The following is a 19,115-nucleotide window of genomic DNA, read 5'->3' as shown; positions in this document are numbered from 1 at the left end:
GGTTAGAAGTACCCCTCGCGCTTGCGGTCCTCCATGGCGGCCTCGGACATCTTGTCGTCGGCCCTCGTCGCGCCCCGCTCGGTCAGCCGGGACGCGGCGATCTCCGCGATCACGGCCTCGATGGTGGCGGCGTCGGAATCGACCGCACCGGTGCAGGACATGTCGCCGACGGTGCGGTAGCGCACCAGACGGGTCTCGACCGTCTCGCCGTCCTTCGGGCCGCCCCATTCGCCCGGCGCCAGCCACATGCCGCTGCGGGCGAAGACCTCGCGCTCGTGGGCGTAGTAGATGGCGGGCAGTTCGATCTTCTCGCGGGCGATGTACTGCCAGACGTCCAGCTCGGTCCAGTTGGACAGCGGGAAGACCCGGACGTGCTCACCGGGCGAGTGCCGGCCGTTGTACAGCTGCCACAGCTCCGGGCGCTGCCGGCGCGGGTCCCAGCCGCCGAACTCGTCGCGCAGCGAGAACACCCGCTCCTTGGCGCGCGCCTTCTCCTCGTCCCGGCGGCCGCCGCCGAAGACCGCGTCGAAGCGGTTCTTCTCGATGGCGTCCAGCAGCGGCACGGTCTGCAGCGGGTTGCGCGTGCCGTCGGGGCGTTCGCGCAGCTCACCGCGGTCGATGAAGTCCTGTACCGAGGCCACGTGCAGCCGCAGCCCGTGCCGCTCGACGGTGCGGTCGCGGTAGTCGAGGACCTCGGGGAAGTTGTGCCCGGTGTCGACGTGCAGCAGCGAGAAGGGCACCGCGGCCGGCGCGAACGCCTTCAGCGCCAGGTGCAGCATGACGATGGAGTCCTTGCCGCCGGAGAACAGGATCACCGGCCGCTCGAACTCGCCCGCCACCTCGCGGAAGATGTGCACCGCCTCGGACTCCAGCGCGTCCAGGTGCGACAGCGCGTACGGCGAGTCGCCCTCGTGCCCCGGGCCGGTCTCGGTGATGGAAGCAGCCGTGGTCACGCCAGTCCCCTTTCGGTGAGCAGCTCGTACAGCGCCGCGGCGGACTCCTGCACGGTCTGGGTGTGCGACTCGATGCGCAGATCGGGCGACTCGGGAGCCTCGTACGGGTCGTCGACGCCGGTCAGCCCGGAGATCTCGCCCGCCGCCTGCTTGGCGTACAGGCCCTTCACATCGCGCTCGGAGCACACCTCGACCGGGGTCGCCACGTGCACCTCCAGGTACGCGGTGCCCTCCTTCTGGTGGCGCCCGCGCACCGCCTCGCGGCTGTCCGCGTACGGCGCGATCACCGGCACCAGCGCCTTGACGCCGTTGCTGGCCAGCAGTTCGGCGACGAAGCCGATCCGCTGGACGTTGGTGTGCCGGTCCTCGCGGGTGAAGCCCAGGCCCGCGGAGAGGAACTCGCGGATCTCGTCACCGTCGAGCACCTCGACGCGGTGGCCCTCGCCGCGCAGCTTCCCGGCCAGCTCGTGCGCGAGGGTCGTCTTGCCCGCGCTCGGCAGACCGGTCAGCCAGATCGTGGCGCCCGTCATGGATATCTCCTGATGCGTCGTCATCCGTGCAGCCCGCACTCGGTCTTGTTGCTCCCGGCCCAGCGGCCGGCCCTGGCGTCCTCGCCCTCCAGCACCCGCCGGGTGCAGGGCGCGCAGCCGACGGAGGCGTAGCCGTCCATCAGCAGCGGTTGGTGAGCACACCGTGCTCGGCCACGTACGCGTCCACGTCGGCCTGCGTCCAGCGGGCGATCGGTGAGACCTTCACCTTCCGCCGCTTGGGGTCCCAGCCGACGACCGGGGTGTTCGCCCGGGTCGGCGACTCGTCCCGGCGCAGCCCGGTCGCCCAGGCGTCGTACCCGGTCAGACCCGCTTCGAGCGGCTTGACCTTGCGCAGCGCGCAGCACAGGTCCGGGTCGCGGTCGTGCAGCTTCGGCCCGTACTCGGCGTCCTGCTCGGCCACCGTCTGACGCGGCGTCAGGGTGATGACGTTGACGTCCATCACCTCGGCGACCGCGTCGCGGGTCCCGATCGTCTCGGGGAAGTGGTAGCCGGTGTCCAGGAAGACCACGTCCACGCCCGGGAAGGCCCGCGAGGCCAGGTGCGCGACGACCGCGTCCTCCATCGAGGAGGTGACGCAGAAGCGCGGACCGAAGGTCTCGGCGGCCCAGGTGAGGATCTCCAGGGCGGAGGCGTCCTCCAGGTCGCGGCCCGCCTGTTCGGCGAGCTGCTGAAGATCGGTAGCGGTGGTCACGATGTACCTCCGTCAGTGGCAGGGGAGTTGGCGGACGTCCCGGGGGCCAGCAGGCCCCGGAACGTCAGCCGGAACGCGCGGCTGCAGGACCGGCATTCCCACGACCCGTGGCCCTCCTCGGAGGGCCGCAGGTCCTCGTCCCCGCAGTACGGGCAGAAGAACGGCGCCGCTCGCTCGCTCACTGTGCCTCCCGCTCGGCCGTGTGGCGTCCGCTCACTTCAGCGCACCCTCTTCCGCCCGGGCGGCCCAGGTGGCGAAGCGCTCGCCGTCCTCGCGCTGCTCCTGGAAGTTGCGCAGCACCCGCTCGACGTAGTCGGGGAGCTCGTCGGCGGTGACCTTCAGGCCGCGGACCTTGCGGCCGAAGCCGGCCTCCAGGCCCAGGGCGCCGCCCAGGTGCACCTGGTAGCCCTCGACCTGGTTGCCGTCGTCGTCCAGGACCAGCTGGCCCTTGAGGCCGATGTCCGCGACCTGGATGCGGGCGCAGGCGTTGGGGCAGCCGTTGAGGTTGATGGTCAGCGGCTCGTCGAAGTCCGGGAGACGGCGCTCCAGTTCGTCGATCAGGGACGCGCCGCGGCCCTTGGTCTCCACGATCGCCAGCTTGCAGAACTCGATGCCGGTGCAGGCCATCGTGCCGCGGCGGAACGGCGAGGGGTTGACCTGGAAGTCCAGCGCCTCCAGGCCCGCGACCAGCGCGTCGACCTGGTCCTGCTCGACGTCGAGGATGATCATCTTCTGCTCGACGGTGGTGCGCAGGCGGTCCGAGCCGTGCGCGGCGGCGAGTTCGGCGATCTTGGTGAGGGTGGTGCCGTCGACCCGGCCGACGCGCGGCGCGAAGCCCACATAGAAGCGGCCGTCCTGCTGCCGGTGCACGCCGACGTGGTCGCGCCACTTGTGGACGGGCTCCTCGGGCGCCGGGCCGTCGATCAGCTTCCGGTTCAGGTACTCGTCCTCCAGCACCTGGCGGAACTTCTCGATTCCCCAGTCGGCCACCAGGAACTTCAGCCGGGCGCGGTTGCGCAGCCGGCGGTAGCCGTAGTCGCGGAAGATGCCGACGACGCCGGCCCAGACGTCCGCGACCTCGTCCAGCGGGACCCAGGTGCCCAGTCGCTGGGCGAGCTTGGGGTTGGTGGAGAGCCCGCCGCCGACCCACAGGTCGAAGCCCGGACCGTGCTCGGGGTGGACGACGCCGACGAACGCCACGTCGTTGATCTCGTGGACCACGTCCTGGACCGGGGAGCCGGAGATCGCGGTCTTGAACTTGCGCGGCAGGTTGGAGAACTCCTTGCTGCCGATGTAGCGCTCGTGGATCTCCTCCACGGCCGGGGTGCCGTCGATGATCTCGTCCTCGGCGATACCGGCCACCGGGGAGCCGATGATCACGCGCGGGCAGTCGCCGCAGGCCTCGGTCGTGGACAGCCCGACGCCCTCCAGCTTCTCCCAGATGGCGGGGACGTCCTCGATCCGGATCCAGTGCAGCTGGATGTTCTGCCGGTCGGTGATGTCCGCGGTGCCGCGGGCGTACTGCTCGGAGACCTCGCCGATGGCCCGGAGCTGGGCCACCGTCAGCCGGCCGCCGTCGACCCGGACCCGCAGCATGAAGTACCTGTCGTCCAGCTCCTCCGGCTCCAGGATCGCGGTCTTGCCGCCGTCGATCCCGGGCTTGCGCTGGGTGTACAGGCCCCACCAACGCATGCGCCCGCGCAGGTCGTTGGGGTCGATCGAGTCGAAACCGGCCTTGGAGTAGATCGTCTCAATGCGTGTCCGCACATTGAGACCGTCGTCGTCCTTCTTGAACTGCTCGTTTCCGTTGAGCGGCGTGAAATGACCTACGGCCCACTGGCCCTCGCCGCGGTGGCGTCCGGCCTTGCGGCGGGTCGAAGCGGCTGCGGGTCGGTCGGGGGAGGCGGCCATGGGTGTACGTCCTTCTGGGCGGGCGGGGGGATCGGGACCGGCGCCGGACGCCCAGGCTGACCTGCGCAGACACACCGAAGCGCGGCGCGTGGGCAACGCGTCGGCGACAGCTGCGGGTCAAGGGGGGGTTCCGGCGCGTCCGCGACGATGGGGACGGCGGGTGATCGGTGGTGCCGGGTGCTGTCCAGGGCCGTGGGCCCCGGCTGAAAACAGCCTCAGCCCGCCCGACAAATGGCGCTGGACATGCGGCCGAGGTCGACGTGCCGCCGACTCACCAAGGCAATTCCAGCTCTGGACATGACGGAAGCGTGGCACGCCGCTCTCCGGCCAGTCCACCGCTATCCAGGATTCGGACATCCCTGTCCCGCTTAATGAGACAGAGTGAGGTCGGTCACTTTCCGGCGGTCGGCTGCGGCAGGGGCGCGAGCGGCCCGGCGCCCGGCCAGGGGCCCGGCGCCGGCGCATCGGGCTCCTCGGTCACCGTGGTCTCGTAGACCCGGAAGCCGCGGCGCTCGTAGTTGGCCATCGCGTGCTCACCGTCCAGGCTGCAGGTGTGCACCCAGACCCGCCGCGTCGACGGGCACTCCGGCCACCGTTCGGCCAGGTCCCAGGCCCGCTCGATGCCGTACGTCAGCAGATGGCCACCGATCCGGCGGCCCCGGAAGGCCGGTATCAGGCCGAAGTAGACGATCTCGACGGAGCCGTCCGGTCCCGCGGCGAGCTCGATGAATCCCGCGGGCGTCCCGCGCTCGTACGCCACCCAGGTCTCGACCCCCGGCCGCCCGAGGTGCTCCGCCCACCGCGCGTGCGACCACGGCAGCCGGTCGGTCCAGGTGACGTCCCCGCCCACCGCCGTATAGAGGAAGCGGCTGAATTCCGGCGAAGGCACCTCGGCCCGGGCGATCCGGACGCCCTGCCCGGCCGGCGGTTCCTGCCCGGGGACAGGTCGGCGCGTGAGGTCTGTTCGAGATACCAGGTGGTGACCGAGATGCTCATGCGGCCAATACATCACACCGGGGTGGGCGCGAGGCGGGGCCGAGCAGGAGGGGTGTCCCGTGTCCCGGATCGTGAGACGGAGGTTCGCATCGTGGGGCATTCCCGGCCCGTCCGACCTTCGCGGTCGCCCACCGGGCCGCGCGTCCCCTGCGTCCTCACGCGCTCCCGGTCAGCCTGGCGAAAACCACCACATTGCCCGTGTACCCGGACCCCGCCGCGTACGGACCGCCGCAGGTCAGCACGCGCAGCTCGGGGCGTCCGGTGCTGCCGTAGACCTTACGGGCGGGGAAGTCGCGCTGGTCGAAGACCTGGACGCCGTAGACCTCGAAGACCGCGGTCCGCCCGTCCGCACGGATCACGCGGATCGTGCTGCCCTTCGCGAGGCGGCCCAGCCCGTAGAAGACCGCGGGACCGCTGTGGCTGTCGACGTGCCCGACGAGGACGGCGGTGCCCCGCTCACCCGGGGAGGGCGCGTCCGCGTACCAGCCCGCCAGATTGGGGTTCCCGTCCGGCGGGGCCTCGATCCAGCCGTCCTTGTCCAGGCCCAGCGGCAGCACCGGCGCGGACACCGCGAGCGACGGGATGTCGACCTCGGCCGGGGCCGACCGGGGCAGAGGCGCGGCCGCGGGGCCGCCCGCGCCACCGGGCACCACGGAGGTGGCGGTCCCCGGCTGCGGCGGCCCGTCCGGATCGTCCGACAGCCCCTGCCGCAGCATCCCGAACCCCACCAGACCGGCCAGCGCGAGCGCCCCCCACCGCGGCCGGCGCACGACCGCGGCGGCTTCCCCCGGGCCGCCTCCGGCGGATCCGTCGGGCTCATCGCTCACCTCCCGCACGCCGCGGCCACCACCTTCATGGCCCGGTCGGCACGCTAGGCGGTGCCCACCCCGGCGGCGACACCGGACGGCCGAACGGGTGCCGGCCCCGGCCCGGTCGCGACGGGTCCCGGCCCCGCGCCGGCCGCGCCGGTTCCCGGGCCGGCCGCGGTCACGCCGGGCCGAACACCGCGTCGGCCAGGCGCTCGACCTGGTCCGCGACCAGGACGCCTCCACGTTCCGGAACAGACCGTCCATGTGCTGCGGGGGCAGCGCGGCCCCTCCATCACGGCCGGCACGAACCCGTCGAAGAGCACCTCGGGCCCGCCGGGCCGGGCCGGCGCGGGCCCGACCGGGCCGACGTCCGCGGAGAGCGGCTCCCCGGCCCAGAGCCGCCGCAGGGTCGCCAGCTGCCCGTCGAGCCGCCGGCCGCGGCTGCGGAGGTCGACACCGGCGGCCTGGTAGTCGTCGTCCCGGCCGCCCAGACCGATACCGAGCGTGAAGCGGGACCCGGAGAGCAGATCGAGCGTGGCGGCCTGCTTGGCGAGCAGCGCCGTGCGGTGCAGCGGGGCGAGTAGCACCTCGGTCTGCAGTATTCCGGCGCGGGTTCGCGCTGCCGCTACGGCGAACCCGCCCTTCCGCATTCCGACCGGCGGCTGCCTCCCCCGTCCGGGGCGCCGTGCCGCGCGACCGGCTTCCCCCCGTCCGGGGCGCTGTGCTGCGCGACCGGCTTCCCCCCGTCCGGGGCGCTGTGCTGCGTCACCGGCTTCCCCCCGTCCGGGGCGCTGTGCTGCGTCACCGGCTTCCCCCCGTCCGGAGCGCCGTGCCGTGCCACCGGCTCAGGACATGTGCCGTCCCCGCCGGGCCGCCGCCACCGCCGGCGCCAGCGAGTGCGGCAGCAGCCGCCCGGGCCGCGCCGGGAGCCGCAGCTCCACCTCCACCCCGTCGGCGAAGCGGTACGGCCGGTGCGCCAGCACGCTCCCCAGGTGGCGGCGCAGCCGGGACAGCTCGGCGCGCACCGTCACCGTCCGGCCGGCGTCCCCGAAGAGGTCCTGGGCGAGTTCGGCCGCGGTACGCCCCTGCGGTTGCGCGGCCAGCACGAAGAGCAACTCGGCGTGGCGCGGGGACAGCTCGTGCGACCAGCTGCCGGCCGGCCCGCTGACCGTGACCGTCGAGCCGTCCCGCCGGCTGACGTCCAGGACCACCCGGCTAGGCATCGTCTCCCGCTCCGCCCGCCCGACCCGGATCAGCCAGCCGCCCGGCAACGGCTCCAGGGCGCACATGCCGTAGCGCGGTAACCACAGCGGCCCGGCCTCGGGCGCCTTCGGCAGCGCCACCCGGTCCGGCGGCGTCAGCCCCGTCACGCCCACCACCCAGCCGTTCGGATCGACCACCAGCGCCTGCCCGCCGAGCCGCGCCAGCACCGGCGCCGCGCTCGACCGCAGCCGTTCCAGGGACCGGTGGTGACGGCTGCGCAGCTCGCCCTCGGCTAGCCGGGCGACCGCGGACACCAGCGAGAGCGTGGTGGGGTGGAAGGACTGCGCCGGTCCGCTGACGTCCACGGTGCCCAGCAGCCGTCCGTCCCGCGGGTCGTGCAGCGGCGCCGCGGCACAGGTCCACTGGTGGTGGCTGCGTATGAAGTGCTCGGCGGAGTGCACCAGTACGGGGCGGCGGGCCACCAGCGCGGTGCCGATGGCGTTGGTGCCGACGACCTGCTCCGTCCAGTCGGCGCCCTTGTCGAAGCCGAGCCGGTCGGCCATCCGCCGTACCGGCGCGCTGCCCTCCCGCCACAGGACCCGGCCCTCGGCGTCGGTGACGACCATGATCTGCTGTGCGGCGTCCGCGGTCGCCAGCAGCCCCTCGTTCAGCACCGGCAGCACCGCCGCCAGCTGCGACTTCTGCCGCCGGTGCTCCAACTCCGCCACGGACAGCGGCTGTTGGGGCGGCTCGGCGTCCGGGTCGACACCGGAGTCCAGCGCCCGGCGCCACGATGCGCCGATCACCGCACGGGGGCGTCGGCCGGGCCGCCGGGCGCCCCGCCGGCGAGCGCGGCCTCGCGGACGGTGGCGAGCCGGCGGGCGGTGGCGCGGATTTCCTGGGCCGACCAGATGGCACTGTCGATCGTGCTGTCGCTCACGCTGCTCTCCGTTGTGCACTGTCCCCTGGGGGGTGTCCCCCCGATCATGCCGGGCTCACGGGTTCACGGTCGGCCCGACCGGGAGGCCCCCCGTCCCGTGCGTCCATCGTGCCGTCAACGGCCCTTTCCGGAGGCGCCATTGCCCACATCGGCGCCGGGGAGTGCAACGCACTGCAACCGTTGTGGCGTATGACGGGTAAACGGGACTCTGTCCCGAGCGGCCGATGGCATCTCGCCACCGCGGATTCGCCGGTCACCCGTCGGAGAACCCGCCGGTTGTCGCCGGGAAGTCCATCGGCCGCGCGACGTCGGTACGGTGCGGGGGAGGGGGCTCCATGGTGGCCGCTGCTCCGCGCGTCGTGGTGATCGGAGCGGGTGAGGGGGTACGCAGGGCCCGGGCCGCCCGGCTGGCCGGCCACTACACGATCCCCCTGCTGCGCGCGGTCGACGTCCTGATAAAGCGTCAGCCGCTGCCCACCGACGGCTATGTGATCGACAGCCCGCCGCAACTGCTCGACCGGGTGGCCGGTACGGGCGGTCCGCTGCCCGTACTGGCCTTCGCCGACCTCGTGGTGCTGCTGCCCGAGCCGGCAGGGTGCACCACGGAGGAGATCTCCCGCGTGCTGCGCTACTACGACGCGCGCGGGGCGCTGCTGACCGTAGGGGCGGACCTCCCCGACGACGAGATCATCCTGGTCATCGACGCGGCGCTGCGCGGGCGCGGCGACCCGGAAGGCCCGCCCCGGCCGCCCTGGCGGCCCTGAGACCGGGGAGCGGTGCCGAGTCGGCGCGGCACCGCTCCCCGACCGGCGCGGCGGCGGTTTTCCCCCTGTCCCGTCCCTTCGCGAGGCCACGGCCCGAAGCGACGGGGAACCGCCGCCGCGTCGAGCCTTCGCCGGCGGGCCCGGCACGGCGTCAGCGGCCCGCGGGCCCGGTGAGCCTCAACCGTGTGGGGAGGCCTCCCCGGGGGGAGCTGCCCTTAGGGGGCGGGCGAACGGATCCCGTAGGGGACGCGAAGGCCCCCTGCGGGGCCACAACGAGGTGGCAGGGAGGGGTATTCCCGGATGCTCGGGCAGCCCGTGGGCTTCGGGCAGCCCGTGGAACTTCGGGCAGCCGGGGGCATCGAGCAGCCGGGGGCGGGCGGCCCGTGGGGCTTCGAGCAGCCGGGGGCGGGCAGCCCGGGGCTTCGGGCAGCCGTGGGGCTTTTGGTTCAGCGTCGCCGGCCGGCCTCCTCAGGGGTCCAGCACCGGCCGGGACCGGTTCACCAGCGCTGCCAGGTCCAGGGTGTGCGGCAGCGTGCCGAAGGCCGCGCCGGCGTCGCCGCCCAGGCGGGAGGCGCAGAACGCGTCCGCGACCGCGGGCGGTGCGTGGCGTACCAGCAGCGAGCCCTGGAGCACCAGCGCCATCCGCTCCACCAGACGCCGGGCCCGGGCCTCGATGCCCTCCAGATCGGCGAGTTCGGTGAGCATCCCCTTGATCGCCCGGTCCAGCCGGTGGTCCGCGCCGCGCGCCGCACCGATCTCGGTCAAGTAGGCGTCCAGCGCCCCGGGTTCGCGGCGCAGGGCGCGCAGGACGTCCAGCGCCTGGACGTTCCCGGACCCCTCCCAGATCGAGTTCAGCGGGGCCTCGCGCAGCAGCCGCGGCAGCCCCGACTCCTCGACGTAGCCGTTGCCGCCCAGGCACTCCAGCGCCTCGGCCACCACCGGCGTGCAGCGCTTGGTCACCCAGTACTTCGCCGCCGGGACCGCCAGCCGCAGCAGCTGCCGGTCCTGTTCGGTGCCGCCGTCGTACGCGGCCGCCAGCCGCAGCGCGAGGGTGGTCGCCGCCTCCGACTCCAGCGCCAGATCGGCCAGCACGTTGCGCATCAGCGGCTGGTCGGTCAGCCGGCGGCCGAACGCCTCGCGGTACGCGGTGTGGTGCAGCGCCTGGGCCACCGCCTGCCGCATCACCGCCGCCGACGCGCTGACGCAGTCCAGCCGGGTCGCCGCGACCATCTCGATGATCGTCGCCACCCCGCGCCCCTCCTCGCCGACCCGGCGCGCCCACGTCCGCCCGTCGAACTCGACCTCCGCCGAGGCGTTCGACCGGTTGCCGAGCTTGTCCTTGAGCCGCTGGATGCGGAAGGAGTTGCGGGAGCCGTCCGGCAGCACCCGCGGCAGCAGGAAGCAGGTCAGTCCTCCCGGCGCCTGGGCCAGCACCAGGAACGCGTCGGACATCGGCGCCGAGCAGAACCACTTGTGCCCGGTCAGCGCGTACTCGCCGGGCGCCGACAGCGGCTCGGCGCGTGTGGTGTTGGCCCGTACGTCGCTGCCGCCCTGCTTCTCCGTCATGGCCATGCCCGCCAGCGCACCGGCCTTCTCGGCGGCCGGCCCCAGCTCCTGCTCGTAGATCCACGAGGTCAGCAGCGGCTCCCATTCGGCGGCCAGCTCCGGCTCGTGGCGCAGCGCGGGCACCGCCGCATGGGTCATCGACAGCGGGCAGCCGTGGCCCGCCTCGGCCTGGGTCCACACGATGAAGCCCGCGGTGCGCCGCAGATGGCCGTCCGGCCGGGACCAGGCGTCGTTCAGCCCGGCGGAGATGGCGTGGCCCAGCAGCCGGTGCCAGGCCGGGTGGAACTCCACCTCGTCGATCCGGTGGCCGTAGCGGTCGTGGGTGTGCAGCACCGGGGGATGGGCGTTGGCCTGCTCGCCCCACTGCTGGGCGTGCGCGGAGCCGGCGGCTTCGCCCAGCCGGCCCAGTTCCTGACGGACCTCGTCCAGCCGGTCGGCGGCGATGTGCCGGGTGATGCCCTCGGTGAGGGCCGGGTCGCTCGCGAACACGTCGTATCCGACCAGCGGCGGGGGCTGGTTCGTGACCGTGTGAGTGGTGGCTGCCATGCAGCTACGGTAAGGAGGTGCAGCCGGAGAACGAACCAACCGAGCGGCACGCGGGCCGTCTGACCAGGGCCCGTGTGCTCTACCGCAACGTCTCCACGCGCCGGCTGGCCTGGCTGCTGCTCAAGGACATCGTCCACTCCTGCATGACGTACCGCGTCACCGGACTGGCCGCCGAGGCGGCGTTCTGGTGCCTGCTGTCGCTGCCGCCGCTGATCCTCGGTCTCCTCGGTGTGCTCGGCTACACCCAGGCCTGGATCGGGCACGACACCCTCGACAACGTCCGGCAGCACATCCTCGGCGTGGCCGGCACGGTGCTCTCCGACAAGGGCGTGGACGAGATCGCCCGGCCGCTGCTCAACGACGTCTTCACCGGCCGCCGGCCCGACGTCATCTCGCTCGGCTTCGCCATCGCCCTGTGGTCCGGCTCCCGCGCCCTGAACGTCTTCGTCGACACCATCACGATCATGTACGGGCTCGACGGCCGCCGCGGCATCGTCAGGACGCGGCTGCTGTCGTTCGCGCTGTACCTCGCCGGGCTGTTGGTCGGCGCGGTCGCGCTGCCGCTGATGGTGGCCGGGCCGGACGCGGTGGTGAGCCTGCTGCCGGCCAGTGAGCACATCGTGCGGGCGCTGTACTGGCCGGTCGTCCTGTTGCTGTCGGTCGCCTTCCTCACCACCCTCTACCACCTCTCCGTGCCGGTCCGGTCGCCCTGGCCGGAGGACATTCCCGGGGCGGTGGTGGCGCTCGGCATCTGGGTGCTGGGCAGTTTCCTGCTGCGGCTGTACCTGGTCTCGACGGTCGAGGGGCCCACGATCTACGGCTCGTTGGCGGCGCCGGTCGCGGTGTTGCTGTGGATCGGCGTCTCGGCCTTCGCGGTGCTGGTCGGCGCCGCGATGAATGCCTCGCTGGACCGCGTCTGGCCGTCGGCGGCCACCGCCGAGGCGCGCGAGGAGATCGCCCGGCGAGTGGCGGAGAAGCGGGCCGCCGAGTCGAGGAAGCGGGACGAGGAGGGTCCGGAGGGCCAGGAGGGCCAGGAGGGCTCGGCAGGACCAGAGGGCTCGGAAGGACCGCAGGGGCCGAAGGGGCCGAAGGGGCCGGCGAACGGGTGACGAGTAACGGCCTTGCCCGTCCGAACCATTGACACCTCCCCGGACGGGCGCAGATGATCCTGCCCCACGAGCGAACGAAAGTTCACCAGGCGAACGGGGCCTCTTCCCGGAGGGATCGGTAGTCCGGCCGTTCCGGCAGTAGTCCGGTACTCCGGCACTCCGGCGGTCCGGCAGTCCGCTCGCCGCATCCCAAGACGAGGTGCCCATGCCACCCACCGCTCCGCGCCACACCTTCCGCTCCGTCGCGCCCGTCCTGGCGCTGTGCTGGCTCGCCGTCTTCTTCGAGGGGATGGACGTCAACGTCTACGGCGCCGTCATGCCGCGGATGCTCGATGACCCCGGGCTCGGCCTCGGCCCCGCCACGGCCGGCACCATCGGCAGCTGGACCACGCTCGGCATGCTGGTCGCCGCCCTCGTCATCGGCCCGGTCACCGACCGCCTCGGCCGCCGCCCGGTCCTCGCCGTCAGCGTCGCCCTCTTCTCCATCGGCTCGGCGGTCTGCGCGCTCTCCGGCACCCCCGCGCCCTTCGGCGCCGGACGGTTCCTGGCCGGCCTCGGCTTCGGCTCCCTGCTGCCCATCTGCCTGTCGATGGTGCTGGAGTTCGCTCCGCCGCGCCGGGCCGCGCTGGCCACCGGCCTGCTGATGACCTCGTACCACGTGGGCGGCATGTTCGCGACGGGGCTCGGGCTGACGCTCGCCCCCGCGTTCGGCTGGCGCTCGGTCTTCTGGGCCGGGGTACTGCCCGCGCTGATCGCCATTCCGCTGCTGCTGCGCCTGCTGCCGGAATCCCCCGGTGTGCTGCTCGCCAAGGGCCGTACCGCCGAGGCCGACGCGGTCGCCGACCGCTACGGCATGGCCCGCCCCGCCCCCGCCGACGCCCCGGCGCACGGGACCGGCGGCCGGCCGTCCGCCCTCCTGGCGCTCTTCCGCCCCGGCGCCCGCTGGGCCACGCCGCTCCTCTGGCTCGCCTCGTTCTGCGGACTGCTCCTGGTCTACGGCGTCGGCACCTGGCTGCCCCAGATGATGCGCGCCTCCGGGTACGGCCTCAGCTCCTCGGTCAGCTTCCTGCTCGTCATCAACGTCGGTGCCGTCGTGGGCATGTTCATCGCCGGCCGCACCGCCGACCGCTGCGGCCCGGTGCGGGTCTCCGCCCTCTGGTTCCTGCTCACCGCCGCGGGCGCCCTGCTCCTGAGGGCGCATCTGCCGCTCGCCCTCACCTACGCCGTGGTCGCGGTCACCGGCATCTGGCTCTTCAGCGCCCAGGTGATGGTCTACGCGGCCGCCGACCGCGTCTACCCGCCCGCCGACCGCGCCACCGGCCTGGGCTGGGTCACCGGCATCGGCCGCACCGGCGCCGTGGTCGGCCCCTGGCTGGGCGGCGTCCTCGCCGCCGGCGGCAACGCCCAACTGGGCTTCATCACCTTCGCGTTGGCGGGCCTGGTGGGTGCCGTCGCGATCGGCCTGGTGCCGGTGGCCCGCCGGCTCGGCGGCGGAGCGCCGGCTCCGGCTCCGGTGGGGGCGCAGGCGGAGGCGCAGGCGGGGGCGGAGTAGCGGGAGGTGCCCCGCACGGCGCGCTGCCGGTCGCCGGGTGCCGTTGGCCGTCGCATCGCCGGTAGCCGGGTCAGCCGGGCCGCTCCTCGATGTGCGTGAGGCCGGTCGCCGGGTTGCCGAGGAAGCTCAGGGCGCGGCGGTCGAGGCCGCATGCGGTCAGCAGCAGCTCCAGGGCGGCGTCCTCCCCGGGTGTCGCGTGGGCGAGCCACACCAGGACGACCTCCTGTCCGTCGTGCCGGGTGAACGCGAAGTCGGTGGTCCGGACGCGGAACACGGCGACCGCCATCTCGCCCAGGTCGTCCCAGCTGGATTCGAGGGTCAGGCGGAGCCGGGCGGCGAGCGCCTCCAGGGGGACCCGCAGCCCGGCCACCAGCCGGAAGTTCGCGGCCGCGTACTCCCAGGCGCTCGTCTGGAAGGCCGGGTTGTGCTTTCCGCCCTGGTAGACGGGGGCCGCCTCCCAGTCCGGTTCCGGTGGCGGGACGGAAAGCGCCGTCACAGGACCGGGATCCGTACGTACCGGCCGGCCACCGCGAGATCCGCCTCGATGGCGGTGGCCGTCTCGCGCAGGGCCGGGAGGATCGCGTCGCGGGTTCCGGCGGGGGTGGCGCGGCCCGCGTGGGTGGAGACGTTGACGGCGGCGACGACCTCGCCGGCGCGGTCGCGCACCGGCACCGCGAGCGAGCGCAGGCCCTCCTCCAGTTCCTCGTCGACCAGGGCGTATCCGTCGGCACGGACCTGTTGGACGAGGTCCAGGAGTGCTTCCTCGTCGGTGACGGTGTGCCGGGTGAACGGGCGGAGGTCGGTGAGGACAGCCGGGCGGACACCTCGGCCGGCGCCAGACCGGCCAGCAGGGCCCGGCCCATGGACGTCGCGTACGCGGGGAAACGGGTGCCCAGGGTGATGTTGACGCTCATGATGCGCACGGTGGGGACCCGGGCGACGTACTGGATGTCGTCGCCGGCGAGGATCGCCATCGAGGCGGAGTCGTGCACCCGCTCGACCAGCGCGGCCAGATGGGGCTGGGCGATGGCCGGCAGGGTCAGGCCCGAGAGGTGCGCGAAGCCCAGCTCCAGCACCTTCGGCGTGAGCCGGAAGAGCTTGCCGTCGGAGGTGAGGTAGCCGAGGTGCTCCAGGGTGATCAGGGCCCGCCGGGCGGTGGCCCGGGCCAGGCCGGTGGCCTCCGCGACGGCGGTGAGCGGGAGTGCCGCGCGGTCGGCGCCGAAGGCGGTGAGGGTGATCAGGCCGCGGGCCATCGACTCGACGAACTCGGGGCCCAGTTCCTGCTTGGAGGCCCGCATCCAGGAGGCGTGGGACCCTCCCGTGGGGGGCGCGGCGCCCGTCGGGGCCTCCGGTGGGGCGGTCAGGGCGAGTTCCATGGCCGTCACCGTGTCGCGCAGCCGGGGGAGCACCGCACCGGGCAGCTCGGCGGCGGACAGCCGGCTGGTGTGGCTGACGACGCTGACCGCGCAGACGACGCGGCCGGAGGGGTCCCGTACGGGCATCGCGACGGCGACCAGGCCCGGTTCGATGAGCTGGTCGTCCAGGGACCAGCCGGCCGCGCGAGCGGCAGCAACGCGCCGCTCGAATACGGCAGTTGAGGACTCGTCCGGATCCACCTCGTCGCCGGTGCGCGGGGGGACGGCCGGGAAGCCCGCGTCCGTCGGGTCGGCCGCGCGGCGGCGGCGCCAGCGTTCCCGGTCCGCCGCGTCCCACGCGTCCGCGAACAGCGCCCCGGGCGCGCCGCGTTCGGCGGGCAGCAGGTCGCCGATGCGGAAGGCGAGGGACATCGCGCGGCGGCGGGTGGCCTGGTGGACGAAGCGCACGCCGTCGCCGTCCGGGACGGCGAGCGAGACCGACTCGTCGAGCTCGTCGGCCAGCCGGTCGGCGAGCGGGCCCAGCCGGTCCGGGAGTCCGGACGCGGCGAGATAGGCGTTGCCCAGCTCCAGCAACCGCGGTGCGAGCACCGCGTCGCGGCCGTCGACGCGTACGTAGCCGAGCCGGGCGAGGGTGCTCAGCACCCGGTCGACGGTGGAGCGGGCCAGGCCGGTGACCCGTACCAGATCGCCCACCGCCTGACGGCCGCCGCCGGCCGACAGCTCCCGCAGCACGGTCAGGCAGCGGATCAGCGGACCCACCGCTTCCGGCGGGGCGGCCGGGGAGGACGGTGCGGCGGGGGCGGGGTGGGTCATGGCCTCTCCCTCGTGCGGTGATCTCGTGCGAACCGTACCCGGCGGACCGTTGACAGGGCCGGGGCGGGGTCCAGACTCAGAGCGTCCATTATGAACTTAAGTTCACTGGGCGAACAACCGGCGTGTTCATCCTTCGCATCCCTAGCGCCCGGATCTTCGACAGAGGCTGGAGGACAGGGCCGATATGGCCGACATCCGTTCGTTGCACGAGGCCGTCGCGGAGCTGATCCACGACGGGGACACCGTGGCGCTGGAGGGGTTCACCCACCTCATCCCGTTCGCCGCGGCGCACGAGATCATCCGCCAGGGCCGCACCGGCCTCACCCTCGCCCGGATGACCCCCGACGTGGTCTACGACCAGCTGATCGGCGCGGGCGTGGCCGCCAAGCTGGTCTTCTCCTGGGGCGGCAACCCGGGCGTCGGCTCACTGCACCGCTTCCGGGACGCGGTCGAGAACGGCTGGCCCGGCCCGCTGGAGACCGACGAGCACAGCCACGCCGGCATGGCCAACCGTTACGCCGCGGGTGCGGCCGGGCTCCCGTTCGCCGTGCTGCGCGGCTACCGCGGCAGCGACATCCCCTCCCGCACGCCCACGGTCGCCACCGTCACCTGCCCGTTCACCGGCGAGGAACTCGCCGCCGTCGCCGCCCTCAACCCGGACGTCACGGTCATCCACGCCCAGCAGGCCGACCGGGCCGGCAACGTCCAGCTGTGGGGCCTGACCGGCGTGCAGAAGGAGGCGGCGCTGGCCGCCCGGCGCGTCCTGGTGACCGTCGAGGAACTCGTCGACACCCTGGAGCCGCGCCCGGGCGGTGTCGTCCTGCCCACCTGGGTCGTCGATGCCGTCGCGGTCGTCCCCGGCGGCGCCCACCCCTCGTACGCGGCCGGGTACTCGGTCCGCGACAACGCCTTCTACCGCCGCTGGGACGGGACTTCGCGGGACCGGGCGGCGTTCGGGCGGTGGCTGGAGGGATCAGGGGCGGCGCCGGCAGCTCTCCTGCGGCGACCCTCCCCACCACCGTGCCGGACGCCCCACCCGCGCCCGAGGGGCCACCTGCGCTCGACGCCCGACCCGCGCCCGAGGCGCCACCTGCGCTCGACGCCCCACCCGCGCCCGAGGCGCCACCCGCGTCCGACGCCGCACCCCCGCCCGCCCACGCCTCGGCGCCCGCGCCGTCCCCCACCTCCACCCCGCGCCCGCCCCGACCCCGCCCTGCACCCCCGACGAGCTCATGGAGGTCAACGCGGCCCGGGCGCTGGCCGGTGCGCGGACCTGTTTCGTCGGGATCGGGCTGCCCAGTACGGCCGCCAACCTCGCCCGCCGCACCGTCAATCCGGACCTGGTGCTGGTCTACGAGTCCGGCACCATCGGCTCCAAACCGACCCGGCTGCCGCTGTCCATCGGGGACGGCGAACTGGCCGACACCGCCGACGCGGTGGTGTCCGTACCCGAGATGTTCAACTACTGGCTGCAGGGCGGCCGGATCGACGTCGGCTTCCTCGGCGCCGCGCAGGTCGACCGGTTCGCCAACATCAACACCACCGTCGTCGACCGCGGCCCCGGCAAACCGGAGGGCCGGCTGCCGGGCGCCGGCGGCGCCCCCGAGATCGCCGCCAACTGCGGGCAGGTACTGATGGTCCTGCGGCACAGCCGCCGCAACTTCGTCGGCGCGCTGGACTTCGTGACCACCCTCGGCCACGGCAGCGGCCCCCGGGACCGCGCCGCGCTCGGGCTGCCCGGCGCCGGCCCGACCGCCGTCATCACCGACCTCGGCGTGCTCCGCCCCGACCCCGGCACCGCCGAGCTCGTCCTGACCGAGCTGCACCCGGGAGTGACGGTCAAACAGGTACGGGCGGCCACCGGCTGGGACCTCAAGGAGGCCGACCGGATCGGTGTCACCGACCCGCCCACCGCCGCCGAACTCACCGCCCTGCGCGCCCTGAAGGCCGCCACGCCCCCGGTCACCCCCGCATCCGGTACGCCCGAGGCGGCCGGCGCACGGAAGGACACCGCCACCCGATGATCACCGACCGGCCCCGGGACGTGTACGTCGTCGACGCCGTCCGCACCCCCTTCGGCAAATACGGCGGCGCGCTGTCCGGCGCCCGCCCCGACGACCTCGCCGCGCATGTCGTCAAGGCCCTGGTGGACCGCGCGCCGGGACTCGATCCGGCCACGGTCGACGACGTCTGGTTCGGCAACGCCAACGGCGCGGGCGAGGAGAACCGCGATGTGGCCCGGATGGCGGTGCTGCTCGCCGGGCTGCCGGTGTCCGTACCCGGCGTCACCGTCAACCGCCTCTGCGGCTCCGGTATGGAGGCCGTCGTCCAGGCCGCCCGGGCCGTCGCGCTGGGCGACGCCTCGGTCGCCGTCGCCGGCGGCGTGGAGTCGATGAGCCGGGCGCCCTGGGTCCTGCCCAAGCCGGAGCGCGCCTTCCCGGCGGGCCCGCAGACCCTGCACTCCACCACCCTGGGCTGGCGGCTGACCAACCCCGGGATGCCCGGCGAGTGGACCGTCGCCCTGGGCGAGGGCGCCGAGCTGATCGCCGATCGCGACCGGATCACCCGCGACCGGCAGGACGCCTTCGCGCTGGCCAGTCACGAGAAGGCGGCCCGGGCCCGGAAGGACGGCGCCTTCGCCGCGGAGATCGTGCCGTACGGGGAGGTGGCCGAGGACGAAGGCATCCGTGAGGACACCTCGTTGGCGGCGCTGGGCAGGTTGCGGCCGGCCTTCCGTACGGGGAACGAAGCGGTGCGCGGGGCCACCGGGCCGTCGGCCGGCGCGGGCACCGTCACGGCCGGCAACTCCTCACCGCTCAGCGACGGTGCGGCCGCGCTGCTGCTGATGGACGAGCGGGGGCTCGGCACCTCCGGCTGCACCCCGCTCGCCCGGATCCGCAGCAGCGCGGTCACCGGCATCGAGCCGCAGTACTTCGGGCTCGGCCCGGTGGAGGCCGCCACCCGGGCACTGGAGAAGGCCGGACGCGGCTTCGACGCCCTGCACACCGTCGAGCTCAACGAGGCGTTCGCCGCCCAGGCGCTCGGCTGTCTGGCCCGCTGGCCCGAGCTCGACCCCGGCATCGTCAATCCGCGCGGCGGTGCGATCGCTCTCGGCCACCCGCTCGGCGCCTCCGGGGCCCGGCTCGTCGGCGCGGTCGCCCACCAACTGGCGGCCGCCGGCTCCGGAACGGGCCTCGCGACGCTGTGCATCGGCGTCGGGCAGGGCCTGGCGATGGTGCTCGAAAGGTAGTTACCCGCCCGGCGCCGGGAGCCGCATCCTGCAGGGGCGCCGCTCCACGGACGTGCCGTCGGGCGGCCCGTGGCCCGGTGACCGA

General features: G+C 73.9%; 15 protein-coding genes and 5 pseudogenes. 6 read left to right on the top strand and 14 right to left on the bottom strand.

Features of this window, described 5'->3' with window-relative positions; all coding sequences use genetic code 11:
* Positions 1-2: 2 nt before the first annotated feature.
* The 11 genes and pseudogenes from cysD to OJ254_RS29670 all read right to left on the bottom strand — a co-directional run bounded on the left by cysD (position 3) and on the right by OJ254_RS29670 (position 8,054).
* Complete coding sequence (cysD, locus tag OJ254_RS29715) at positions 3-953, bottom strand: sulfate adenylyltransferase subunit CysD (protein ID WP_261955089.1); 951 nt, start codon at positions 951-953, stop codon at positions 3-5.
* Positions 950-1,483, bottom strand: coding sequence for an adenylyl-sulfate kinase (gene cysC / locus OJ254_RS29710; RefSeq protein WP_261955088.1), 534 nt, complete (start codon positions 1,481-1,483; stop codon positions 950-952). The genes cysD and cysC overlap by 4 nt, the downstream gene beginning before the upstream one ends.
* Before the next feature lie 20 nt (positions 1,484-1,503).
* A pseudogene (locus tag OJ254_RS29705) lies at positions 1,504-2,195 on the bottom strand (phosphoadenylyl-sulfate reductase).
* The gene (locus OJ254_RS29700) at positions 2,192-2,377 is read right to left on the bottom strand and encodes an eL43 family ribosomal protein (protein ID WP_261955086.1); all 186 of its coding nucleotides are present in this window, start codon (positions 2,375-2,377) and stop codon (positions 2,192-2,194) included. Before OJ254_RS29700 ends, OJ254_RS29705 begins: the two are co-directional and overlap by 4 nt.
* Before the next feature lie 31 nt (positions 2,378-2,408).
* A complete protein-coding gene (locus tag OJ254_RS29695) occupies positions 2,409-4,106 on the bottom strand; it encodes a nitrite/sulfite reductase (RefSeq protein WP_265364847.1) in 1,698 nt (565 codons plus the stop codon).
* A gap of 215 nt (positions 4,107-4,321) precedes the next feature.
* Positions 4,322-4,405, bottom strand: a complete 84-nt coding sequence (locus OJ254_RS31830) for a putative leader peptide (RefSeq protein ID WP_350257049.1) — start codon at positions 4,403-4,405, stop codon at positions 4,322-4,324.
* 92 nt (positions 4,406-4,497) lie between these two features.
* Positions 4,498-5,102, bottom strand: a pseudogene (locus tag OJ254_RS29690) (GNAT family N-acetyltransferase).
* 155 nt (positions 5,103-5,257) lie between these two features.
* Complete coding sequence (locus OJ254_RS29685; RefSeq protein WP_265365370.1) at positions 5,258-5,818, bottom strand: class F sortase; 561 nt, start codon at positions 5,816-5,818, stop codon at positions 5,258-5,260.
* A gap of 315 nt (positions 5,819-6,133) precedes the next feature.
* A pseudogene (locus OJ254_RS29680) lies at positions 6,134-6,543 on the bottom strand (LLM class flavin-dependent oxidoreductase); the annotation flags it as partial.
* Positions 6,544-6,756: 213 nt separating this feature from the next.
* Positions 6,757-7,920 (bottom strand): helix-turn-helix domain-containing protein, encoded by a 1,164-nt coding sequence (locus OJ254_RS29675; protein ID WP_265364846.1) that lies wholly within the window; start codon positions 7,918-7,920, stop codon positions 6,757-6,759.
* Positions 7,917-8,054, bottom strand: a complete 138-nt coding sequence (locus OJ254_RS29670; RefSeq protein WP_265364845.1) for a hypothetical protein — start codon at positions 8,052-8,054, stop codon at positions 7,917-7,919. Before OJ254_RS29670 ends, OJ254_RS29675 begins: the two co-directional genes overlap by 4 nt.
* A gap of 335 nt (positions 8,055-8,389) precedes the next feature.
* Between OJ254_RS29670 and OJ254_RS29665 the strand changes: the two genes are divergently transcribed.
* Entirely contained in the window at positions 8,390-8,818 is a 429-nt protein-coding gene (locus OJ254_RS29665; RefSeq protein WP_265364844.1) for a hypothetical protein, read from the top strand.
* A 468-nt stretch (positions 8,819-9,286) separates the two neighbouring features.
* On the opposite strand, the gene OJ254_RS29660 is transcribed toward OJ254_RS29665, so the two are convergent.
* Complete coding sequence (locus OJ254_RS29660) at positions 9,287-10,930, bottom strand: acyl-CoA dehydrogenase family protein (protein ID WP_265364843.1); 1,644 nt, start codon at positions 10,928-10,930, stop codon at positions 9,287-9,289.
* Between the two features lie 17 nt (positions 10,931-10,947).
* On the opposite strand from OJ254_RS29660, the gene OJ254_RS29655 reads away from it, so the two are divergent.
* Entirely contained in the window at positions 10,948-12,039 is a 1,092-nt protein-coding gene (locus OJ254_RS29655) for a YihY/virulence factor BrkB family protein (protein ID WP_265364842.1), read from the top strand.
* Between the two features lie 205 nt (positions 12,040-12,244).
* Positions 12,245-13,591, top strand: a complete 1,347-nt coding sequence (locus tag OJ254_RS29650; protein ID WP_265364841.1) for an MFS transporter — start codon at positions 12,245-12,247, stop codon at positions 13,589-13,591.
* Positions 13,592-13,661: 70 nt separating this feature from the next.
* Here OJ254_RS29650 and OJ254_RS29645 read toward each other — a convergent pair whose 3' ends face one another.
* Both OJ254_RS29645 and OJ254_RS29640 read right to left on the bottom strand, forming a co-directional pair.
* Positions 13,662-14,087, bottom strand: a complete 426-nt coding sequence (locus OJ254_RS29645) for a hypothetical protein (protein ID WP_265364840.1) — start codon at positions 14,085-14,087, stop codon at positions 13,662-13,664.
* A pseudogene (locus tag OJ254_RS29640) lies at positions 14,084-15,780 on the bottom strand (IclR family transcriptional regulator domain-containing protein). Before OJ254_RS29640 ends, OJ254_RS29645 begins: the two are co-directional and overlap by 4 nt.
* 184 nt (positions 15,781-15,964) lie before the next feature.
* Between OJ254_RS29640 and OJ254_RS29635 the strand changes: the two are divergent.
* The 3 genes and pseudogenes from OJ254_RS29635 to OJ254_RS29625 form a co-directional block, all read left to right on the top strand.
* A pseudogene (locus OJ254_RS29635) lies at positions 15,965-16,750 on the top strand (CoA transferase subunit A); the annotation flags it as partial.
* 262 nt (positions 16,751-17,012) lie between these two features.
* Positions 17,013-17,804 carry a CoA-transferase subunit beta gene (locus tag OJ254_RS29630; protein ID WP_265365369.1) on the top strand — a complete coding sequence of 264 codons (792 nt, stop codon included), beginning with the start codon at positions 17,013-17,015 and terminating at the stop codon, positions 17,802-17,804.
* Positions 17,801-19,030, top strand: a complete 1,230-nt coding sequence (locus OJ254_RS29625; protein ID WP_265365368.1) for a thiolase family protein — start codon at positions 17,801-17,803, stop codon at positions 19,028-19,030. Before OJ254_RS29630 ends, OJ254_RS29625 begins: the two co-directional genes overlap by 4 nt.
* The last annotated feature ends 85 nt before the right edge of the window (positions 19,031-19,115 follow it).

Source organism: Streptomyces endophytica, from assembly GCF_026153355.1.
Classification (GTDB): Bacteria; Actinomycetota; Actinomycetes; order Streptomycetales; family Streptomycetaceae; genus Streptomyces; species Streptomyces endophytica.
Note: the sequence above shows the minus strand (reverse complement) of the source record. Positions and strands in the feature narration are given on the sequence as shown.

What these genes read in the sequence shown, in the direction of transcription:
- cysC (WP_261955088.1), bottom strand. Translation starts at nt 1,483, where the DNA reads ATGACGGGCGCCACGATCTGGCTGACCGGTCTGCCGAGCGCGGGCAAG.
- OJ254_RS29695 (WP_265364847.1), bottom strand. Translation starts at nt 4,106, where the DNA reads ATGGCCGCCTCCCCCGACCGACCCGCAGCCGCTTCGACCCGCCGCAAG.
- OJ254_RS31830 (WP_350257049.1), bottom strand. Translation starts at nt 4,405, where the DNA reads ATGTCCAGAGCTGGAATTGCCTTGGTGAGTCGGCGGCACGTCGACCTC.
- OJ254_RS29685 (WP_265365370.1), bottom strand. Translation starts at nt 5,818, where the DNA reads ATGCTGCGGCAGGGGCTGTCGGACGATCCGGACGGGCCGCCGCAGCCG.
- OJ254_RS29665 (WP_265364844.1), top strand. Translation starts at nt 8,390, where the DNA reads ATGGTGGCCGCTGCTCCGCGCGTCGTGGTGATCGGAGCGGGTGAGGGG.
- OJ254_RS29660 (WP_265364843.1), bottom strand. Translation starts at nt 10,930, where the DNA reads ATGGCAGCCACCACTCACACGGTCACGAACCAGCCCCCGCCGCTGGTC.
- OJ254_RS29650 (WP_265364841.1), top strand. Translation starts at nt 12,245, where the DNA reads ATGCCACCCACCGCTCCGCGCCACACCTTCCGCTCCGTCGCGCCCGTC.
- OJ254_RS29630 (WP_265365369.1), top strand. Translation starts at nt 17,013, where the DNA reads ATGGAGGTCAACGCGGCCCGGGCGCTGGCCGGTGCGCGGACCTGTTTC.
- OJ254_RS29625 (WP_265365368.1), top strand. Translation starts at nt 17,801, where the DNA reads ATGATCACCGACCGGCCCCGGGACGTGTACGTCGTCGACGCCGTCCGC.